The organism is Streptomyces sp. NPDC087844 (genome assembly GCF_044742785.1).
Taxonomy (GTDB): Bacteria; Actinomycetota; Actinomycetes; order Streptomycetales; family Streptomycetaceae; genus Streptomyces.
This window is the reverse complement of sequence record NZ_JBIUVD010000003.1, coordinates 17,256-31,905: the sequence shown is the minus strand read 5'-3', so window position 1 is coordinate 31,905 and position 14,650 is coordinate 17,256. Positions and strand designations below refer to the sequence as shown.

Genomic DNA, 14,650 nt, shown 5'->3' with positions numbered 1-14,650 from the left:
GCAACGCGAGGAGACTCCGTGGCCACCGACGCACCACCCCCCTCGAAAACCGAACCTCATCTCCCGTCCACAGCGGAGTTCGTCGAGGTGCAGGAGAGCGCCGAGTTCGGTGAACTGCGCCGCGCCCACCGCTCCTTCGCCTTCCCGGTGACCGTCGGCTTCATCAGCTGGTACCTGCTGTACGTCCTGCTGTCGATCTACGCGGACGACTTCATGGGCACCAAACTCTTCGGCAACTTCAACGTCGCCTTCGTCCTGGGCCTCGCCCAGTTCCTCACCACGTTCCTCATCGCCTGGTGGTACGAGCGGCACTCGTCCAGCAAACTCGACCCCAAGGCCGAGGCGATCAAGTCCCGGATGGAGGGCGGCGCATGAGCCCCGCGATCACTCAGGTCCAGCTCGCACAGACGCAGTTGGCGGCGGGGGAGGCCGGCGAGCACCGGCCGCTGATCATCTCCCTGTTCGCGGTCTTCGTCGTCGCGACCCTGGTCATCACCGTCTGGGCGGGCCGGCAGACCAAGGACGCAGCCGACTTCTACGCCGGCGGCCGTTCGTTCAGCGCCTTCCAGAACGGGCTCGCCGTCTCCGGCGACTACATGTCCGCCGCCTCGTTCCTCGGCATCGCGGGCGCCATCGCCCTCTTCGGGTACGACGGCTTCCTGTACTCCATCGGCTTCCTCGTCGCCTGGCTGGTGGCGCTGCTCCTGGTCGCCGAGCCGCTGCGCAACTCCGGCAAGTACACGATGGGTGACGTCCTCGCCTACCGCATGCGCCAGCGCCCGGTCCGCACCGCGGCGGGCACCTCCACGATCGTCGTCTCGATCTTCTATCTGCTCGCGCAGATGGCGGGCGCGGGCGTCCTGGTCTCGCTGCTGCTCGGCATCACCAGCGACGCCGGCAAGGTCGGCATCGTTGCCCTGGTCGGCATCCTGATGATCGTGTACGTCACCATCGGCGGCATGAAGGGCACCACCTGGGTCCAGATGGTCAAGGCCGTGCTGCTCATCAGCGGCACCCTGCTCATCACCTTCCTGGTGCTGCTCAAGTTCGACTTCAACGTCTCCGACCTGCTCGGCAAGGCGGCCGAGAACAGCGGCGGCGGCGCGGCGTTCCTGGAGCCCGGCCTGAAGTACGGGCTCACGACCACCTCCAGCATCGACTTCATCTCGCTGGGCATCGCCCTGGTGCTGGGCACCGCCGGTCTGCCGCACATCCTGATCCGCTTCTACACCGTGCCCAACGCCAAGGCCGCGCGTAAGTCCGTGAACTGGGCGATCGGCATCATCGGCGGCTTCTACCTGATGACCATCGCGCTCGGCTTCGGCGCGGCGGCCCTCATCTCGAAGAAGGAGATCGTCGAGTCGAATCCCGCGGGCAACACGGCGGCACCCCTGCTCGCCCTGCACCTCGGGGGCGTCGACTCGGCCTGGGGCGCCATCCTGCTCGCCGTGATCTCCGCGGTGGCCTTCGCCACGATCCTCGCCGTGGTCGCCGGTCTGACCCTGGCGTCGTCCTCGTCGTTCGCCCACGACATCTACGCGAACGTCATCAAGAAGGGCAAGGCGACCGAGAAGGAAGAGCTCAGGGCGGCCCGCTACGCCACCATCGGCATCGGTGTCGTCTCCATCGGCCTCGGCGCCCTGGCCCGTGACCTCAACGTCGCCGGTCTGGTGGCCCTCGCCTTCGCGGTCGCCGCCTCCGCCAACCTGCCGACGATCCTCTACAGCCTCTTCTGGAAGCGCTTCACCACCCAGGGCGCGCTGTGGTCGATCTACGGAGGACTCGCCACGGCGGTCGGCCTGGTGCTCTTCTCGCCGGTCGTCTCGGGCAAGGCCACCTCCATGTTCCCGGATGTCGACTTCCACTGGTTCCCGCTGGAGAACCCGGGCATCATCTCGATCCCCGTCGGCTTCCTGCTGGGCTTCCTCGGCACCCTCCTGTCCAAGGAGGAGCCGGACGCCGGCAAGTACGCCGAGCTGGAGGTCCGTTCCCTCACCGGGACCGGAGCGCACTGACCGCCGGCCACCGGTCGTCACGCACCGCGGCCGCGTCGTAGATCCCTACGACGCGGCCGCGGTGCGTCTCGTGTGATCACGCCACTCCTGTTGTCGGTCCTGTCACGTAGGCTCGTTCGTACCGGGTCGACCGATCGTTCGAAGCGATCCGGTCGCTCGAAGCGGTCCGGCCGTTCGGAACCGGCGGCCCGTGTCGCGGTCCGTATCTAGGGAGGGGCCCACGTGCTCATCGACACCTACGGCCGGGTGGCCACCGACCTGCGCGTCTCGCTGACCGACCGGTGCAACCTCAGATGTACGTACTGCATGCCCGAGGAGGGCCTGCAGTGGCTGGCCAAGCCCGACCTGCTCACGGACGACGAGATCGTCCGCCTCATCGACCTGGCGGTGACCCGGCTGGGTATCACCGAGGTCCGCTTCACCGGCGGCGAGCCACTGCTGCGCCCCGGCCTGGTCGGGATCGTCGAGCGCGTGGCCGCGCTCGAACCCCGCCCCCAGATGTCCCTGACGACGAACGGCATCGGCCTCAAGCGCACAGCGACCGCCCTCAAGGCGGCGGGCCTCGACCGTGTCAACGTCTCGCTGGACACCCTGCGCCCGGACGTCTTCAAGACCCTCACCCGCCGCGACCGCCACAAGGACGTCACCGAGGGCCTCGAAGCGGCCCGCGCCGCGGGACTGACCCCGGTCAAGGTCAATTCCGTACTGATGCCCGGACTGAACGAGAACGAGGCGCCCGACCTGCTCGCCTGGGCCGTGGAGAACGACTACGAACTGCGGTTCATCGAGCAGATGCCGCTGGACGCGCAGCACGGTTGGAAGCGCGACGGCATGGTCACCGCCGGTGACATCCTCGCCTCGCTGCGCACGCGCTTCGAGCTCACGGAGGAGGGGTCCGACGAGCGGGGCTCGGCACCCGCCGAGCGCTGGGTGGTGGACGGCGGCCCGCACCGGGTCGGCGTGATCGCCTCGGTCACCCGCCCGTTCTGCTCGGCCTGCGACCGTACGCGGCTCACCGCGGACGGGCAGGTCCGCACCTGTCTCTTCGCCCAGGAGGAGACCGATCTGCGGGCGGCGCTCCGCTCGGACGCGTCGGACGAGGAGATCGCCCGGATCTGGCGGCTGGCGATGTGGGGAAAGAAGGCCGGGGCAGGTCTGGACGACCCTTCCTTCGTACAGCCGGACCGCCCGATGTCGGCGATCGGCGGCTGACCGCCGAGCTCTTCGCTCAGCTCTCGGGCGGCTGCTCCGCGGACTCCCATTCCGCCAGAGGGACCACGTCCTTCAGGAACCCGCGGACGCTCAGGAACTTCGACAGGTGGTCGCGGTGCTCCTCGCACGCGAGCCAGGTCTTGCGGCGCTCCGGCGTGTGCAGTTTCGGGTTGTTCCAGGCGAGCACCCACACGGCGTCGGCCCGGCAGCCCTTGGCGGAGCAGATGGGAGAGGACGGGGACGACGGCTCGGAACCGGGGACGTTCAGGATCACGTCCTCGACACTAGTCGAGTCCCGACGGGTCTGGGCGGGTCCAAAAAGGCGACGCCGAGCAGCCACGGGGGGAGCTGCCCGGCGTCGGTCTGTCACTCCGACGGGGGATGCGGAGTGCGTACCAAGTATGTCACGGGTAACCCATCGCCCGGCAACGGAACAACATGATTGATCTGAGCTTTTCTTGAGCTTGGCAGGGATTTCGGATTCCGCTTTTTGAGGATCCGCGGTGCTCAGGCCCGCTCGTGCGGTTCGTCCCGCAGCCGGGTGCCGGGGTCGGCCGTCAGGTCTTCCGCCACGGGTTCCGCGACGCCGCCGGCGCCCGGCCCCGCAAGCGTCGGACGGGTCGGAGCGGTCACGAAAGTGGACGGCAGCGAAGGCGCGTTCTCGCGTCCCGCGTTGGCGATCACGACGGAGACGTAGGGGAGCAGCACGCCGAGCACCAGTGCAACGACGGCGACATGGCGCTCGACGTTCCAGAGCGTGGCCGCGAGGACGACGGAAACCGTACGGACGGACATCGAGATGATGTAGCGGCGCTGCCTGCCGCGTACGTCGTCGGCGAGCCCCTGCCTGGCCCCGGTGATCCGGAATACCTCGGTCTCGCTCTGCTTCCGCATCACGTTCCACCACCCCGCCTGCATCGGACGCTCCCCGGCCGGTACGGGCAACAACGTTACGCCGCGGCCGCGCCGCCCACGAGACCGGGTCGGCCGTGGTGCGGATGGGGACGTCTGCGCCGTAGCGCGTATGGCCGTGCCCGACATGCGCCGTACGGCACACGGGCCGAGACTGGGTGCAATGCTCTCGTAGAGCCGTATAGGAGGCAGCCATGGGCTGGTTGTGGGCGATCATCGTGGGATTCGTGCTGGGCTTGCTGGCCAAGGCGATCATTCCTGGCAAGCAGCACAGTCCGCTCTGGCTCACCACGATCTTCGGAATCATCGGCGCGATCGTGGGCAACGCGATCGCCCGCGGCATCGGCATCGGTGAGACCAGCGGTGTCGACTGGGGCCGCCACGCCCTTCAGCTGGTGGCCGCGGTCGTCATCGTCTTCCTGGGAGACATGCTCTACACGGCGATGAGGGGCAACAGACAAAGAGCCTGAGGCAGAGGCGAAAAGACTGCGCCGTTCCCCGCGCCCCTTTTCAGGGGCGCGGGGAACGGCGCAGTCTTTTCGCCTTTCAAAGGGCCGACGGCCCCTGGGAGGGTGCGACCTCCACGGCGGCAAGCGACTTCTTGCCCCGCCGGAGCACCAGCCACCGCCCGTGCAGCAGATCCTCCGCGGAGGGAACCGCGTCCTCCGAGGCGACCTTCACATTGTTCACGTACGCGCCCCCCTCCTTCACGGCCCGCCGCGCAGCGGACTTGCTGGGCACGAGCCCGACCTCGGCGAACAGGTCGACCACGGACCCCGGCGCGGCCACCCGCACCCGAGGCAGCTCGGACAGCGCGGCACTCAGCGTCGCCGCGTCGAGCTCGCTCAGCTGTCCCTGCCCGAACAACGCCCGCGAAGCGGCGATCACGGCGGCGGTCTGCCCGGCCCCGTGCACCAGCGTCGTCAGCTCCTCCGCCAGCGCACGCTGCGCGGTGCGGGCCTGAGGCCGCTCCTCGGTCAGCTTCTCCAGCTCCTCCAACTCCTCCCGGGACCGGAAGGACAGGATCCGCATGTAGGTCGAGACGTCCCGGTCGTCCACGTTCAGCCAGAACTGGTAGAACGCGTACGGTGTCGTCAGTCCCGGGTCGAGCCAGATGGCGCCGCTCTCGCTCTTGCCGAACTTGGTGCCGTCCGCCTTGACCATCAGCGGCGTCGCGATGCAGTGCGCCTGGGCGTCCGGCTCCAGGCGGTGGATCAGGTCCAGGCCCGCCGTGAGGTTGCCCCACTGGTCGCTGCCGCCCTGCTGGAGCGTGCAGCCGTACCGCCGGTAGAGCTCCAGGAAGTCCATGCCCTGCAGCAGCTGGTAGCTGAACTCCGTGTAGCTGATGCCCTCCTGCGACTCCAGACGCCGGGCGACCGAGTCCTTGGTGAGCATCTTGTTGACGCGGAAGTGCTTGCCGATGTCCCGGAGGAACTCGATGGCCGAGAGACCGGCCGTCCAGTCCAGGTTGTTCACCATGACCGCGGCGTTCTCGCCCTCGAAGGACAGGAACGGCTCGATCTGGGAACGCAGCCGGCCGACCCAGTCGGCGACCGTCTCCGGGTCGTTCAGCGTGCGCTCCGCCGTCGGGCGCGGGTCGCCGATCTGGCCGGTCGCCCCACCCACCAGGGCCAGCGGACGCAGCCCCGCCTGCTGGAGCCGCCGCATGGTGAGGACCTGCACCAGGTGCCCGACGTGCAGCGAGGCCGCGGTGGGGTCGAAGCCGCAATAGAACGTGACGGGACCGTCCGCGAGCGCCTTGCGCAATGCGTTCTCGTCGGTGGACAGGGCGAACAGCCCGCGCCACTTCAGCTCGTCGACGATGTCCGTCACGGTTCTCGTGTCTCCTTGGATGAACTTCGGGCAGTCGTGTGTCTCTTCGGGCGGCCTGGCGACAGCCGACCGCGAGGCCGGCCATCGAGGCTGTCCGTCGAGGTTATACGCCCTGACTGACAGAGCTCATATTGAAGTCCGGCACCCGCAGCGCCGGCATCGCGGCCCTGGTGAACCAGTCGCTCCACTCGCGCGGCAGTGTCTTCTCGGTCCGCCCCGCCTCGGTCGCCCGGCCCAGCAGCCCCACCGGCGACTCGTTGAACCGGAAGTTGTTCACCTCGCCGGTGACCTCGCCGTTCTCCACGAGGTAGACGCCGTCCCGGGTCAGACCCGTCAGCAGCAGCGTCGCCGGGTCGACCTCGCGGATGTACCAGAGGCAGGTCAGCAGCAGCCCGCGCCCGGTCGCGGCGACCATCTCCTCCAGCGAGGTCTTGTCGCCGCCGTCGAGGACGAGGTTGCCGATGCCGGGAGCCACCGGCAGACCGGTCAGGGCAGCGCTGTGCCGGGTGCTCGTCAGGCGCTTCAACTCGCCCTCGCGGACCCACTCCGTGGCTTTGAGGGGCAGTCCGTTGTCGAAGACGGAGGCGTCGTCCCCGGAGGAGTGGGTGAGGACGAAGGGGGCGCTTTCGAGCCCGGCCTCGTTCGGGTCGCTGCGCAGGGTGAGCGGCAGGTCGGTGAGCCGGTCGCCGACGCGGGTACCGCCGCCGGGCTTGCTGAACACCGTCCGGCCCTCCGCCGCGTCCCGGGCCGCCGCCGACCACATCTGGTAGATCAGCAGGTCCGCGACGGCGGTCGGCGGCAGCAGTGTCTCGTACCGCCCGGCGGGCAGGTCGATCCGCCGCTCCGCCCAGCCCAGCCGGACGGCCAGCTCGGCGTCGAGCGCCGCCGGGTCGACGTCCTTGAAGTCCCGCGTCGAACGCCCGGCCCACGCGGAGCGCGTACGGTCCGGGGACTTGGCGTTCAGCTCCAGCGTCCCGTTCGGCTGGTCGTGGCGCAGGCGCAGCCCCGTGGACGTACCGAGGTAGCTGGTGACGAGCTCGTGGTTGGCGAAGCCGTACAGCTCCCGGCCGCCCGCACGCGCGCGTGCGAACGATTCGCCGAGTGCCGGGGCGAAGTCGGTGAACACGGCCGACGAGGTCTCGGCGGGCCCGTCCGTGAAGTCGGGGGAGGCGGGCACGCCCTCGACGAGCGGCTGCGCGTCCTCGGCGGGGCCCGCCCCGCGCGCCGCGGCCTCGGCGGCCCGTACCAGCGGCTCCAGTTCGTCGGCGGTCACGGCGGAGCGCGAGACGACTCCGGAGGCGGTGCCCTCACGGCCGTCGACCGTGGCGACGACGGTCAGCGTGCGCCCGCGCGTGACACCGTTCGTGGTCAGCGCGTTGCCCGCCCAGCGCAGGTTCGCGGTCGACTGCTCGTCGGCGATGACGACGCACCCGTCCGCCCGGGACAGTGCGAGGGCGCGCTCGACGATCTCGTGCGGCTTGTCTGTACGAGGACTCATCGACCGGCCTCCTGCGTGGTGTTGAGGATGTTGACGCCCTTGAAGAGGGCCGACGGGCAGCCGTGCGAGACCGCCGCGACCTGGCCCGGCTGGGCCTTGCCGCAGTTGAAGGCACCGCCCAGGACGTAGGTCTGCGGGCCGCCGACGGCCGCCATCGAGCCCCAGAAGTCCGTGGTCGTCGCCTGGTAGGCGACATCCCGCAGCTGGCCCGTGATCTGCCCGTTCTCGATCCTGAAGAACCGCTGGCCGGTGAACTGGAAGTTGTAGCGCTGCATGTCGATCGACCAGGACCGGTCGCCGACGACGTAGATCCCGCGGTCGACGCTCCCGATGAGGTCGTCCGTGGACATCCCCGCCGGATCGGGCCGGAGCGACACGTTCGCCATGCGCTGTACGGGCACATGACCGGGCGAGTCGGCGTACGCGCAGCCGTTGGACCGCTCGAAACCGGTCAGCTTCGCGATCCTGCGGTCCAGTTGGTAGCCGACGAGCGTGCCGTCCTTCACCAGGTCCCAGGACTGCCCGGCCACGCCCTCGTCGTCGTACCCGACGGTCGCGAGCCCGTGCTCGGCGGTGCGGTCGCCCGTCACGTTCATCAGCTCGGAGCCGTACCGCAGCTTGCCCAGCTGGTCGAAGGTGGCGAACGAGGTCCCGGCGTACGCGGCCTCGTAACCGAGCGCGCGGTCCAGCTCGGTGGCGTGGCCGATGGACTCGTGGATGGTCAGCCACAGGTTGGACGGGTCGACGACCAGGTCGTACACCCCGGCCGTGACGCTCGGCGCCCGCATCTTCTCGGCCAGCAGCTCCGGGATCCGCCCGAGCTCCGCGTCCCAGTCCCAGCCGGTGCCCGTGAGGTACTCCCAGCCGCGCCCGACGGGCGGCGCGATCGTGCGCATCGAGTCGAACTCGCCGCTCGACCCGTCGACGGCCACGGCGGTCAGCTGGGGGTGCAGCCGGACCCGCTGCTGAGTGGTCACCGTGCCCGCCGTGTCCGCGTAGAACTTGTTCTCGTGCACGGTCAGCAGCGAGGCGTCGACATGGCTGACGCCGCTCGCCGCGAGCAGCCGCGCACTCCACTCGGCCAGCAGCCCGGACTTCTCCTCGTCCGGTACGGAGAAGGGGTCGATCTCGTACGAGGAGATCCACGTCCTGTCCGCGTGCACGGGCTCGTCGGCCAACTCCACGCGCTCAGCGGAGCCGGCCGCCTTGATCACCTTCGCTGACAGCTTGGCCATGGCCACGGCCTGCGACGCCACCTTCGCGGCGGCGTCCATCGTCAGGTCGACGCCGGAGGCGAACCCCCAGGTGCCGCCGTGCACGACCCGTACCGCGTACCCGAGGTCGGTCGTGTCCGACGACCCCGCGGGCTTCGCGTCCCGCAGCCGCCAGGCCGCGCTGCGCACCCGCTCGAACCGGAAGTCCGCATGGTCGGCGCCCAGCGCCCGGGCCCGCGCGAGCGCCGCGTCGGCCAGGGCCCGTAGCGGCAGTGCCGTGAAGGCTTCGTCGATGGAATGGGGCACGGAGGTCTCCCTTGTTGTCGCCTGTCGGTCCGATCATGTCGCGCGGGCGGGCCCGGCGGCCACACTTTTCTGTAGGGACCCGACAGCGAGTCCCCCGAGCCACTGTCGGTGCCCGATTCTCCGCGAAGCCGACCGTACCGATAGGTTTTCGAGGTACCAGACCGGCTATCGAAAGGGTGATCCGTTGAGCCGCTCGGTTCTCGTCACCGGAGGAAACCGGGGCATCGGCCTCGCCATCGCCCGCACGTTCGCCGACGCGGGCGACAAGGTGGCGATCACATACCGTTCGGGCGAGCCCCCGGCCGCCCTCACCGAACTGGGCTGCCTCGCGGTCAAGTGCGACATCACCGACACCGAGCAGGTGGAGCAGGCCTACAAGGAGATCGAGGCCGCGCACGGCCCGGTCGAGGTGCTCGTCGCCAACGCCGGTGTCACCAAGGACCAGTTGCTGATGCGGATGTCCGAGGAGGACTTCACGTCCGTCCTGGACACCAACCTGACGGGCACCTTCCGGGTCGTGAAGCGCGCCAACCGCGGCATGCTGCGCGCCAGGAAGGGCCGCGTCGTCCTCATCTCCTCGGTGGTCGGCCTCCTCGGCTCGGCCGGGCAGGCGAACTACGCGGCCTCCAAGGCCGGCCTGGTCGGATTCGCGCGCTCGCTCGCCCGTGAGCTGGGCTCGCGCAACCTCACCTTCAACGTCGTCGCGCCCGGTTTCGTCGACACCGACATGACCAAGGCGCTCACCGACGAGCAGCGTGAGGCCATCGTGAAGCAGGTGCCGCTGGGCCGGTACGCGCAGCCCGAGGAGATCGCCGCGACGGTGCGGTTCCTCGCCTCGGAAGAGGCCTCGTACATCACTGGAGCCGTCATCCCCGTAGACGGCGGACTGGGAATGGGTCACTGATCACCATGAGCGGAATTCTTGAGGGCAAGCGTGTCCTGATCACCGGTGTGCTGACGGAGGCGTCCATCGCCTTCCACACCGCGAAGCTGGCCCAGGAGCAGGGTGCCGAGATCATCCTGACCGCGTTCCCGCGGCCCACGCTGACCGAGCGCATCGCCAAGAAGCTTCCCAAGCCCACCAAGGTCATCGAGCTCGACGTGACCAACGACGAGCACCTCGGGCGGCTCGTCGAGGTCGTGGGCGCGGAGCTGGGCAGCCTCGACGGCGTCGTGCACTCCATCGGCTTCGCCCCGCAGGACGCCCTCGGCGGCAACTTCCTGAACACGCCGTTCGAGTCGGTCGCCACGGCCATGCACGTCTCCGCCTTCTCCCTGAAGTCGCTGACCATGGCCTGCCTGCCGCTGATGCAGAACGGCGGCGGCTCGGTCGTCGGCCTCACCTTCGACGCCCAGTACGCCTGGCCGCAGTACGACTGGATGGGCCCGGCCAAGGCCGCCCTGGAGGCCACCAGCCGCTACCTCGCCCGCGACCTGGGCAAGCAGAACGTGCGCTCCAACCTCATCTCGGCCGGCCCGCTCGGCTCGATGGCGGCCAAGTCCATCCCGGGCTTCACCGAACTGGCCTCCGTCTGGGACAACCGCTCGCCCCTGGAGTGGGACCTCAAGGACCCCGAGCCGGCCGGCCGCGGTGTCGTCGCCCTGCTCAGCGACTGGTTCCCGAAGACCACCGGCGAGATCATCCACGTCGACGGCGGTCTGCACGCGATCGGCGCGTAACCGCCCCGGCCACGCCCCACGAAGGTCCTTCACGGTGTCGACGCCCCGTTCCCCGCAGCGCGCGGGGAGCGGGGCGTCACCCGTTCGGCCCCACCGGCCGGGCGGCCAAGAGGGGTAACGGCCCACTCTGAAGTAGGAGTTCTTCTCCTGCAGATGCCCTCCAAAGCCCAGCCGAGGAGGTCCCTTTGTGCGCCTGTCCCAGGTCCGACGCACGCGTCGGCTCCACAGGAACGGTCTCGCGGCGGCTCCCACCGCGCTGTTCGCCGCTCTGACCCTGCTGCTCGCGGTGCCCTCCGACGCCGCCTCGCACACCGCGCACAGCGCGGGAACAGCACCCCACGCGCGCGTGCCCGCCGAGAAACGGCCCTTCGGGGCGGCGTGCCGGACCGTCGTCGACGGTTCCCATGTGACGGCGTACTGCCGCAACCCGTATCCGGAACCCGACCATGTCGGTCTGCACATCGAGTGCGACCGGTGGTGGGACCTCGACGCCGACGGGACGAGGGTCGAGGCGGGCCCCGCGCAGAACGTCCGGCTGACCGGCCGCTGCTGGAAGGAAGTCCGCTCGGCGTGGGTCAGCCACCGGAAGTGACGTTCGCCTACGGCCCCTACTGCCCCGCAGGCTCGGACCGACCGGCGCGGCACAGGAACGGATAGCCGGCCGCCTCCGAGGCCGCCGTCCGCGCGTCGCCCGCACGGATCGCGTCCACCAGACGTGTGTGGTCCATGTGCGTCTCGGGCGTCAGCTCCTCGCCGACGTCCTCGCGCAGCCAGTCGCGCACGACCTCGCCCAGGTCCGCGTACATCGCCGTCATGACGTCGTTGTGGGACGCGGCGACCACGGCCAGGTGGAAGGTCGTGTCGGCGGTCACGAAGGCCTCGGTGTCGCCCGACTCCCAGGCCTCCTCCCGGCGCACGAGGAGCGCGTCCAGCTGTTTGAGATCGCGCTCGGTGCGGCGCTCGGCGGCCAGCCTCGCCGCGCTCGACTCCAGCGTGGAGCGCAGCTCGGCGATGTGCCGCGGGTCGGCGTCCGCGAACCGGCGGTGCATCACCCCGGCCAGCTCGCTGGTCGCCAGCACATAGGTGCCCGAGCCCTGCCGGATGTCGAGCAGGCCGTTGTGCGCCAGGGCCCGCACGGCCTCCCGGACCGTGTTGCGTGCCACGCCCAGCTGCTCGACCAGCTCCGGCTCGGTGGGGATGCGGGAGCCCACCGGCCACTCGCCCGAGGTGATCTCGTTCCGCAGAGCGGCGATGACCTGTTCGGACAGCGCCGACCGGCGGGGGTGGCTCAGGGGCATGACGGTCCTTCGCACCAGGGGGTTGGACAACCAATCATCCCATGATTCTATGATGGGGTTCATGACTGGCGAGGAAACCCGGACGACCGTGTCCCCACCGATACCGATACGCAGCTCCGCGCAGGACGCGGACCTCCGTACGCCCCCCACGCGCGCGTGGATGACGCGTCTCGTGATCGCCGGCATCGTCCTGACGGCCCTCAACCTGCGCCCCGCCATCACCAGCCTGGGCGCCCTCCTGGAAGAGGTACGCGACGGCCTCGGCATGAGCGGGAGCGTCGCCGGACTCCTCACCTCCGTACCGCCGCTGTGCTTCGCCGTCTTCGGCGTCATGGCGCCGCGCCTCGCCCGTCGCTTCGGAGCCGCCGCGGTGGTCTGCGCCGGCATGCTCGCGATCGGCACGGGTCTGGTGCTGCGGCCCTTCGTCGGGGGCACGGTGGGCTTCCTCGTCGCCAGCGCCCTCGCCCTCATGGGCATCGCCGTCAGCAACGTCCTCATGCCGGTGATCGTCAAGCGCTGGTTCCCGGACCGCGTCGGCACCATGACCGGCCTCTACTCCATGGCCCTCGCTCTCGGCACCGCCGCCGCGGCCGCCGTCACCGTGCCCATGACCCGGGCCCTGGGCGGGAACTGGCAGTCGGGCCTCGCCGTCTGGGCCTCGCTCGCAGCCGTCGCCGTCCTGCCCTGGATCCCTCTGGTACGGGCCAAGGGCACGCCCCTGTCCGCCGAGAGCGCCGCCACCCGGGCCCCGGCCTCCGCCGGCGCCCCGGACTCGACCACGGCCCCCGGAGCGCGTCAGGAGGCCGCCCCGCTGCGGATCACCCGCAGCCGTACCGCCTGGGCACTCGCGGTCTTCTTCGGGCTGCAGGCCACCGCCGCGTACATCACGATGGGCTGGATGGCGCAGATCTTCCGGGACGCCGGTGTCCCTGCGGGCACCGCCGGACTGCTGCTCGCGGTCACGATGGTGATGGGCGTGCCCCTGGCCTTCGTCATACCGCGGCTGGCCACCCGGCTGCCCCACCAGGGGCCGATCGTCGTCGCCCTCGGCCTCTGCGGGTTCGCCGGCTACGGAGGGCTCTATCTCGCCCCGGCCGCCGGCGCCTGGGCGTGGGCCCTGCTGCTCGGTATCGCGAACTGCGCGTTCCCGCTGGCCCTCACCATGGTCGGCATGCGGGCCAGGACCGGAGCGGGAGTCGTGCAGCTCTCGGCCTTCGCGCAGAGCACCGGCTATCTCATCTCGATCCCCGGCCCGCTGCTGGTGGGCGTGCTCTACCAGCACAGCGGCGGCTGGGGGCTGCCGATCGCGCTCATGGCGGGCCTGCTGGTCCCGCAGATCGTGGTGGGCGTCCTGGCGGGCCGCGACCGCACGGTGGAGGACGAGGCCGCGCGGTGACCGCCTGCTCCAGGCCCGCACGGTGACCGCCCCGGCCCGCCCGCCGACCGCCCCCGGGCACCGACCCCACCGGTGAGGAGCCGGGCGAAGAGTGCGAGACTGGGCGTATGCCCGTGCTCGATCCGAACCCCAAGAACGGCCAGAAGAAGATGCTGCTCGTCTTCGGCGCGTTCCTCCTCATCTTCGTGGTCATCGGCGTCATCGCCTCCATCGCCTCACCCTGACCGGGCTCCGCCGCGCCCTCACGGGAGCGAATGGTGGGGTTATCCCCCCGTCCCCTAGGGGGCGAGTGTCAGGGTCAAGTGGGTGGATCACCGGATGGGTTGAGGGCTCCCGAGTCCGTACCTTCGAGATGTGACCGCGAGGACGCGGACCACGGACCACTCGAAGCCCCACGGAGGCGGCATGTCGGCCCCAACGCACACCCCGCCCCACCCGGCGACCGGGCGCGGCGTCGATACGCGACTGCCCTGGTGGGCGCTTCTCCTCCCCGCGCTCGCCTTCGCGGCGCTCCTGCTGCTGATACTGAACCCCGCTGACGCCCACGCGGCGGGCACGGCCCCGGCGGTCGGCAGCCTCTTCGAGCGAATCCAGCAGATGGTGCCGCACCAGGGCTCCTGAGAGTGCCGCACCAGGGCTCGTGAGCTCCCCGCGCCCCGTGGTGGGGCAGCGCATCAACTCCCTGCGCCCCATGGCGTATTTCATGCGAAGCTGGGACCCATGAGCGTCGCAGAACCCCGCAGGATTGTCCTTTTCCGGCATGCGAAGGCCGACTGGCCCGAAGTGCCCGACCACGAGCGTCCGCTGGCTGAGCGGGGCCGCAAGGACGCCGCCGTCGCCGGACGCAAGCTGGCCGACACCGGCATCCCCTTCGATCTGGCCCTCTGCTCCACCGCGACCCGGACCCGCGAGACATGGAAGCTCGCCGTCCAGGAACTGCCGCACCGGCCGAAAACGGTCTACGAGGAGCGGCTCTACGAAGCCTCCCCGGGCGAGCTGATCGCCGTGCTGAACGAAACCCCGGACGACGCGCGGAACGCCCTCCTGATCGGCCACAACCCCGGAGTGCAGGGCCTCGCCGACATCCTGGCCGGCCGGTCCGAGGCCGACGCGAAGGAAGGGGTGAGCCGCGAGTTCCACCCCGCCGCGTTCGCCGTCCTCTCCTTCACCGGCTCGTGGAAGAGCCTGGAGCCCGGCGCGGCCACGCTGCTCGACTACTGGGACCCGTCCGAGTGAACACACCCTGAGCGCGGACGGGGCCCGGCACCATCGTGGTGCCGGGCCCC

The 14,650-nt window shown here is 70.2% G+C and carries 17 protein-coding genes; 11 read left to right on the top strand and 6 right to left on the bottom strand.

Annotated features, from left to right (window positions below; translation table 11 throughout):
- The first annotated feature begins 18 nt into the window (after positions 1–18).
- From ACIOKD_RS07005 to moaA, 3 genes are all read left to right on the top strand, one after another.
- The gene (locus tag ACIOKD_RS07005) at positions 19–375 is read left to right on the top strand and encodes a DUF485 domain-containing protein (protein ID WP_402079349.1); all 357 of its coding nucleotides are present in this window, start codon (positions 19–21) and stop codon (positions 373–375) included.
- Entirely contained in the window at positions 372–2,015 is a 1,644-nt protein-coding gene (locus ACIOKD_RS07000; protein ID WP_402079346.1) for a cation acetate symporter, read from the top strand. The genes ACIOKD_RS07005 and ACIOKD_RS07000 overlap by 4 nt, the downstream gene beginning before the upstream one ends.
- 222 nt (positions 2,016–2,237) lie before the next feature.
- The gene (gene moaA, locus ACIOKD_RS06995; RefSeq protein ID WP_402079343.1) at positions 2,238–3,227 is read left to right on the top strand and encodes a GTP 3',8-cyclase MoaA; all 990 of its coding nucleotides are present in this window, start codon (positions 2,238–2,240) and stop codon (positions 3,225–3,227) included.
- 16 nt (positions 3,228–3,243) lie between these two features.
- Here moaA and ACIOKD_RS06990 read toward each other — a convergent pair whose 3' ends face one another.
- Both ACIOKD_RS06990 and ACIOKD_RS06985 read right to left on the bottom strand, forming a co-directional pair.
- A complete protein-coding gene (locus ACIOKD_RS06990; RefSeq protein WP_402079340.1) occupies positions 3,244–3,501 on the bottom strand; it encodes a hypothetical protein in 258 nt (85 codons plus the stop codon).
- A 233-nt stretch (positions 3,502–3,734) separates the two neighbouring features.
- Positions 3,735–4,121 (bottom strand): DUF3099 domain-containing protein, encoded by a 387-nt coding sequence (locus tag ACIOKD_RS06985; protein WP_402079338.1) that lies wholly within the window; start codon positions 4,119–4,121, stop codon positions 3,735–3,737.
- A gap of 212 nt (positions 4,122–4,333) precedes the next feature.
- Here ACIOKD_RS06985 and ACIOKD_RS06980 point away from each other — a divergent pair, with 212 nt between their 5' ends.
- Positions 4,334–4,609, top strand: coding sequence for a GlsB/YeaQ/YmgE family stress response membrane protein (locus ACIOKD_RS06980; protein WP_402079336.1), 276 nt, complete (start codon positions 4,334–4,336; stop codon positions 4,607–4,609).
- A gap of 76 nt (positions 4,610–4,685) precedes the next feature.
- Here the strand turns inward: ACIOKD_RS06980 and tyrS are convergent, their stop codons facing one another.
- From tyrS to ACIOKD_RS06965, 3 genes are all read right to left on the bottom strand, one after another.
- Positions 4,686–5,972, bottom strand: a complete 1,287-nt coding sequence (tyrS, locus tag ACIOKD_RS06975; RefSeq protein ID WP_402079334.1) for a tyrosine--tRNA ligase — start codon at positions 5,970–5,972, stop codon at positions 4,686–4,688.
- A gap of 103 nt (positions 5,973–6,075) precedes the next feature.
- Positions 6,076–7,470, bottom strand: a complete 1,395-nt coding sequence (locus tag ACIOKD_RS06970) for a metallopeptidase TldD-related protein (protein ID WP_402079331.1) — start codon at positions 7,468–7,470, stop codon at positions 6,076–6,078.
- Positions 7,467–8,990, bottom strand: coding sequence for a TldD/PmbA family protein (locus ACIOKD_RS06965; protein ID WP_402079328.1), 1,524 nt, complete (start codon positions 8,988–8,990; stop codon positions 7,467–7,469). The genes ACIOKD_RS06970 and ACIOKD_RS06965 overlap by 4 nt, the downstream gene beginning before the upstream one ends.
- Positions 8,991–9,174: 184 nt before the next feature.
- Here ACIOKD_RS06965 and fabG point away from each other — a divergent pair, with 184 nt between their 5' ends.
- The 3 genes from fabG to ACIOKD_RS06950 all read left to right on the top strand — a co-directional run bounded on the left by fabG (position 9,175) and on the right by ACIOKD_RS06950 (position 11,262).
- Positions 9,175–9,894 carry a 3-oxoacyl-[acyl-carrier-protein] reductase gene (gene fabG / locus ACIOKD_RS06960; RefSeq protein WP_107017775.1) on the top strand — a complete coding sequence of 240 codons (720 nt, stop codon included), beginning with the start codon at positions 9,175–9,177 and terminating at the stop codon, positions 9,892–9,894.
- A 5-nt stretch (positions 9,895–9,899) separates the two neighbouring features.
- Positions 9,900–10,670, top strand: a complete 771-nt coding sequence (gene fabI / locus ACIOKD_RS06955; protein ID WP_402079325.1) for an enoyl-ACP reductase FabI — start codon at positions 9,900–9,902, stop codon at positions 10,668–10,670.
- Between the two features lie 256 nt (positions 10,671–10,926).
- Positions 10,927–11,262, top strand: a complete 336-nt coding sequence (locus tag ACIOKD_RS06950; protein ID WP_402080636.1) for a hypothetical protein — start codon at positions 10,927–10,929, stop codon at positions 11,260–11,262.
- A gap of 16 nt (positions 11,263–11,278) precedes the next feature.
- Here the strand turns inward: ACIOKD_RS06950 and ACIOKD_RS06945 are convergent, their stop codons facing one another.
- Positions 11,279–11,968 carry a FadR/GntR family transcriptional regulator gene (locus ACIOKD_RS06945; protein WP_402079323.1) on the bottom strand — a complete coding sequence of 230 codons (690 nt, stop codon included), beginning with the start codon at positions 11,966–11,968 and terminating at the stop codon, positions 11,279–11,281.
- Positions 11,969–12,029: 61 nt separating this feature from the next.
- Here ACIOKD_RS06945 and ACIOKD_RS06940 point away from each other — a divergent pair, with 61 nt between their 5' ends.
- The 4 genes from ACIOKD_RS06940 (at position 12,030) to ACIOKD_RS06925 (ending at position 14,600) form a co-directional block, all read left to right on the top strand.
- Positions 12,030–13,364: a CynX/NimT family MFS transporter gene (locus tag ACIOKD_RS06940; protein WP_402079320.1), complete on the top strand. Its 1,335-nt coding sequence runs from the start codon at positions 12,030–12,032 to the stop codon at positions 13,362–13,364.
- A gap of 107 nt (positions 13,365–13,471) precedes the next feature.
- Entirely contained in the window at positions 13,472–13,588 is a 117-nt protein-coding gene (locus tag ACIOKD_RS06935; protein WP_107017780.1) for an SGM_5486 family transporter-associated protein, read from the top strand.
- A 181-nt stretch (positions 13,589–13,769) separates the two neighbouring features.
- Positions 13,770–13,985 (top strand): hypothetical protein, encoded by a 216-nt coding sequence (locus tag ACIOKD_RS06930; RefSeq protein ID WP_402079317.1) that lies wholly within the window; start codon positions 13,770–13,772, stop codon positions 13,983–13,985.
- Positions 13,986–14,084: 99 nt separating this feature from the next.
- Positions 14,085–14,600 carry a SixA phosphatase family protein gene (locus tag ACIOKD_RS06925; RefSeq protein WP_402079314.1) on the top strand — a complete coding sequence of 172 codons (516 nt, stop codon included), beginning with the start codon at positions 14,085–14,087 and terminating at the stop codon, positions 14,598–14,600.
- The last annotated feature ends 50 nt before the right edge of the window (positions 14,601–14,650 follow it).

Bases quoted from the DNA above. Each gene is read 5' to 3' on its own strand.
- ACIOKD_RS07000 (WP_402079346.1), top strand. From the start codon at position 372: ATGAGCCCCGCGATCACTCAGGTCCAGCTCGCACAGACGCAGTTGGCG.
- ACIOKD_RS06980 (WP_402079336.1), top strand. From the start codon at position 4,334: ATGGGCTGGTTGTGGGCGATCATCGTGGGATTCGTGCTGGGCTTGCTG.
- ACIOKD_RS06945 (WP_402079323.1), bottom strand. From the start codon at position 11,968: ATGCCCCTGAGCCACCCCCGCCGGTCGGCGCTGTCCGAACAGGTCATC.
- fabI (WP_402079325.1), top strand. From the start codon at position 9,900: ATGAGCGGAATTCTTGAGGGCAAGCGTGTCCTGATCACCGGTGTGCTG.
- ACIOKD_RS06970 (WP_402079331.1), bottom strand. From the start codon at position 7,470: ATGAGTCCTCGTACAGACAAGCCGCACGAGATCGTCGAGCGCGCCCTC.
- ACIOKD_RS06935 (WP_107017780.1), top strand. From the start codon at position 13,472: ATGCCCGTGCTCGATCCGAACCCCAAGAACGGCCAGAAGAAGATGCTG.
- ACIOKD_RS06985 (WP_402079338.1), bottom strand. From the start codon at position 4,121: ATGCGGAAGCAGAGCGAGACCGAGGTATTCCGGATCACCGGGGCCAGG.
- ACIOKD_RS06925 (WP_402079314.1), top strand. From the start codon at position 14,085: ATGAGCGTCGCAGAACCCCGCAGGATTGTCCTTTTCCGGCATGCGAAG.
- ACIOKD_RS06940 (WP_402079320.1), top strand. From the start codon at position 12,030: ATGACTGGCGAGGAAACCCGGACGACCGTGTCCCCACCGATACCGATA.
- ACIOKD_RS06930 (WP_402079317.1), top strand. From the start codon at position 13,770: ATGTCGGCCCCAACGCACACCCCGCCCCACCCGGCGACCGGGCGCGGC.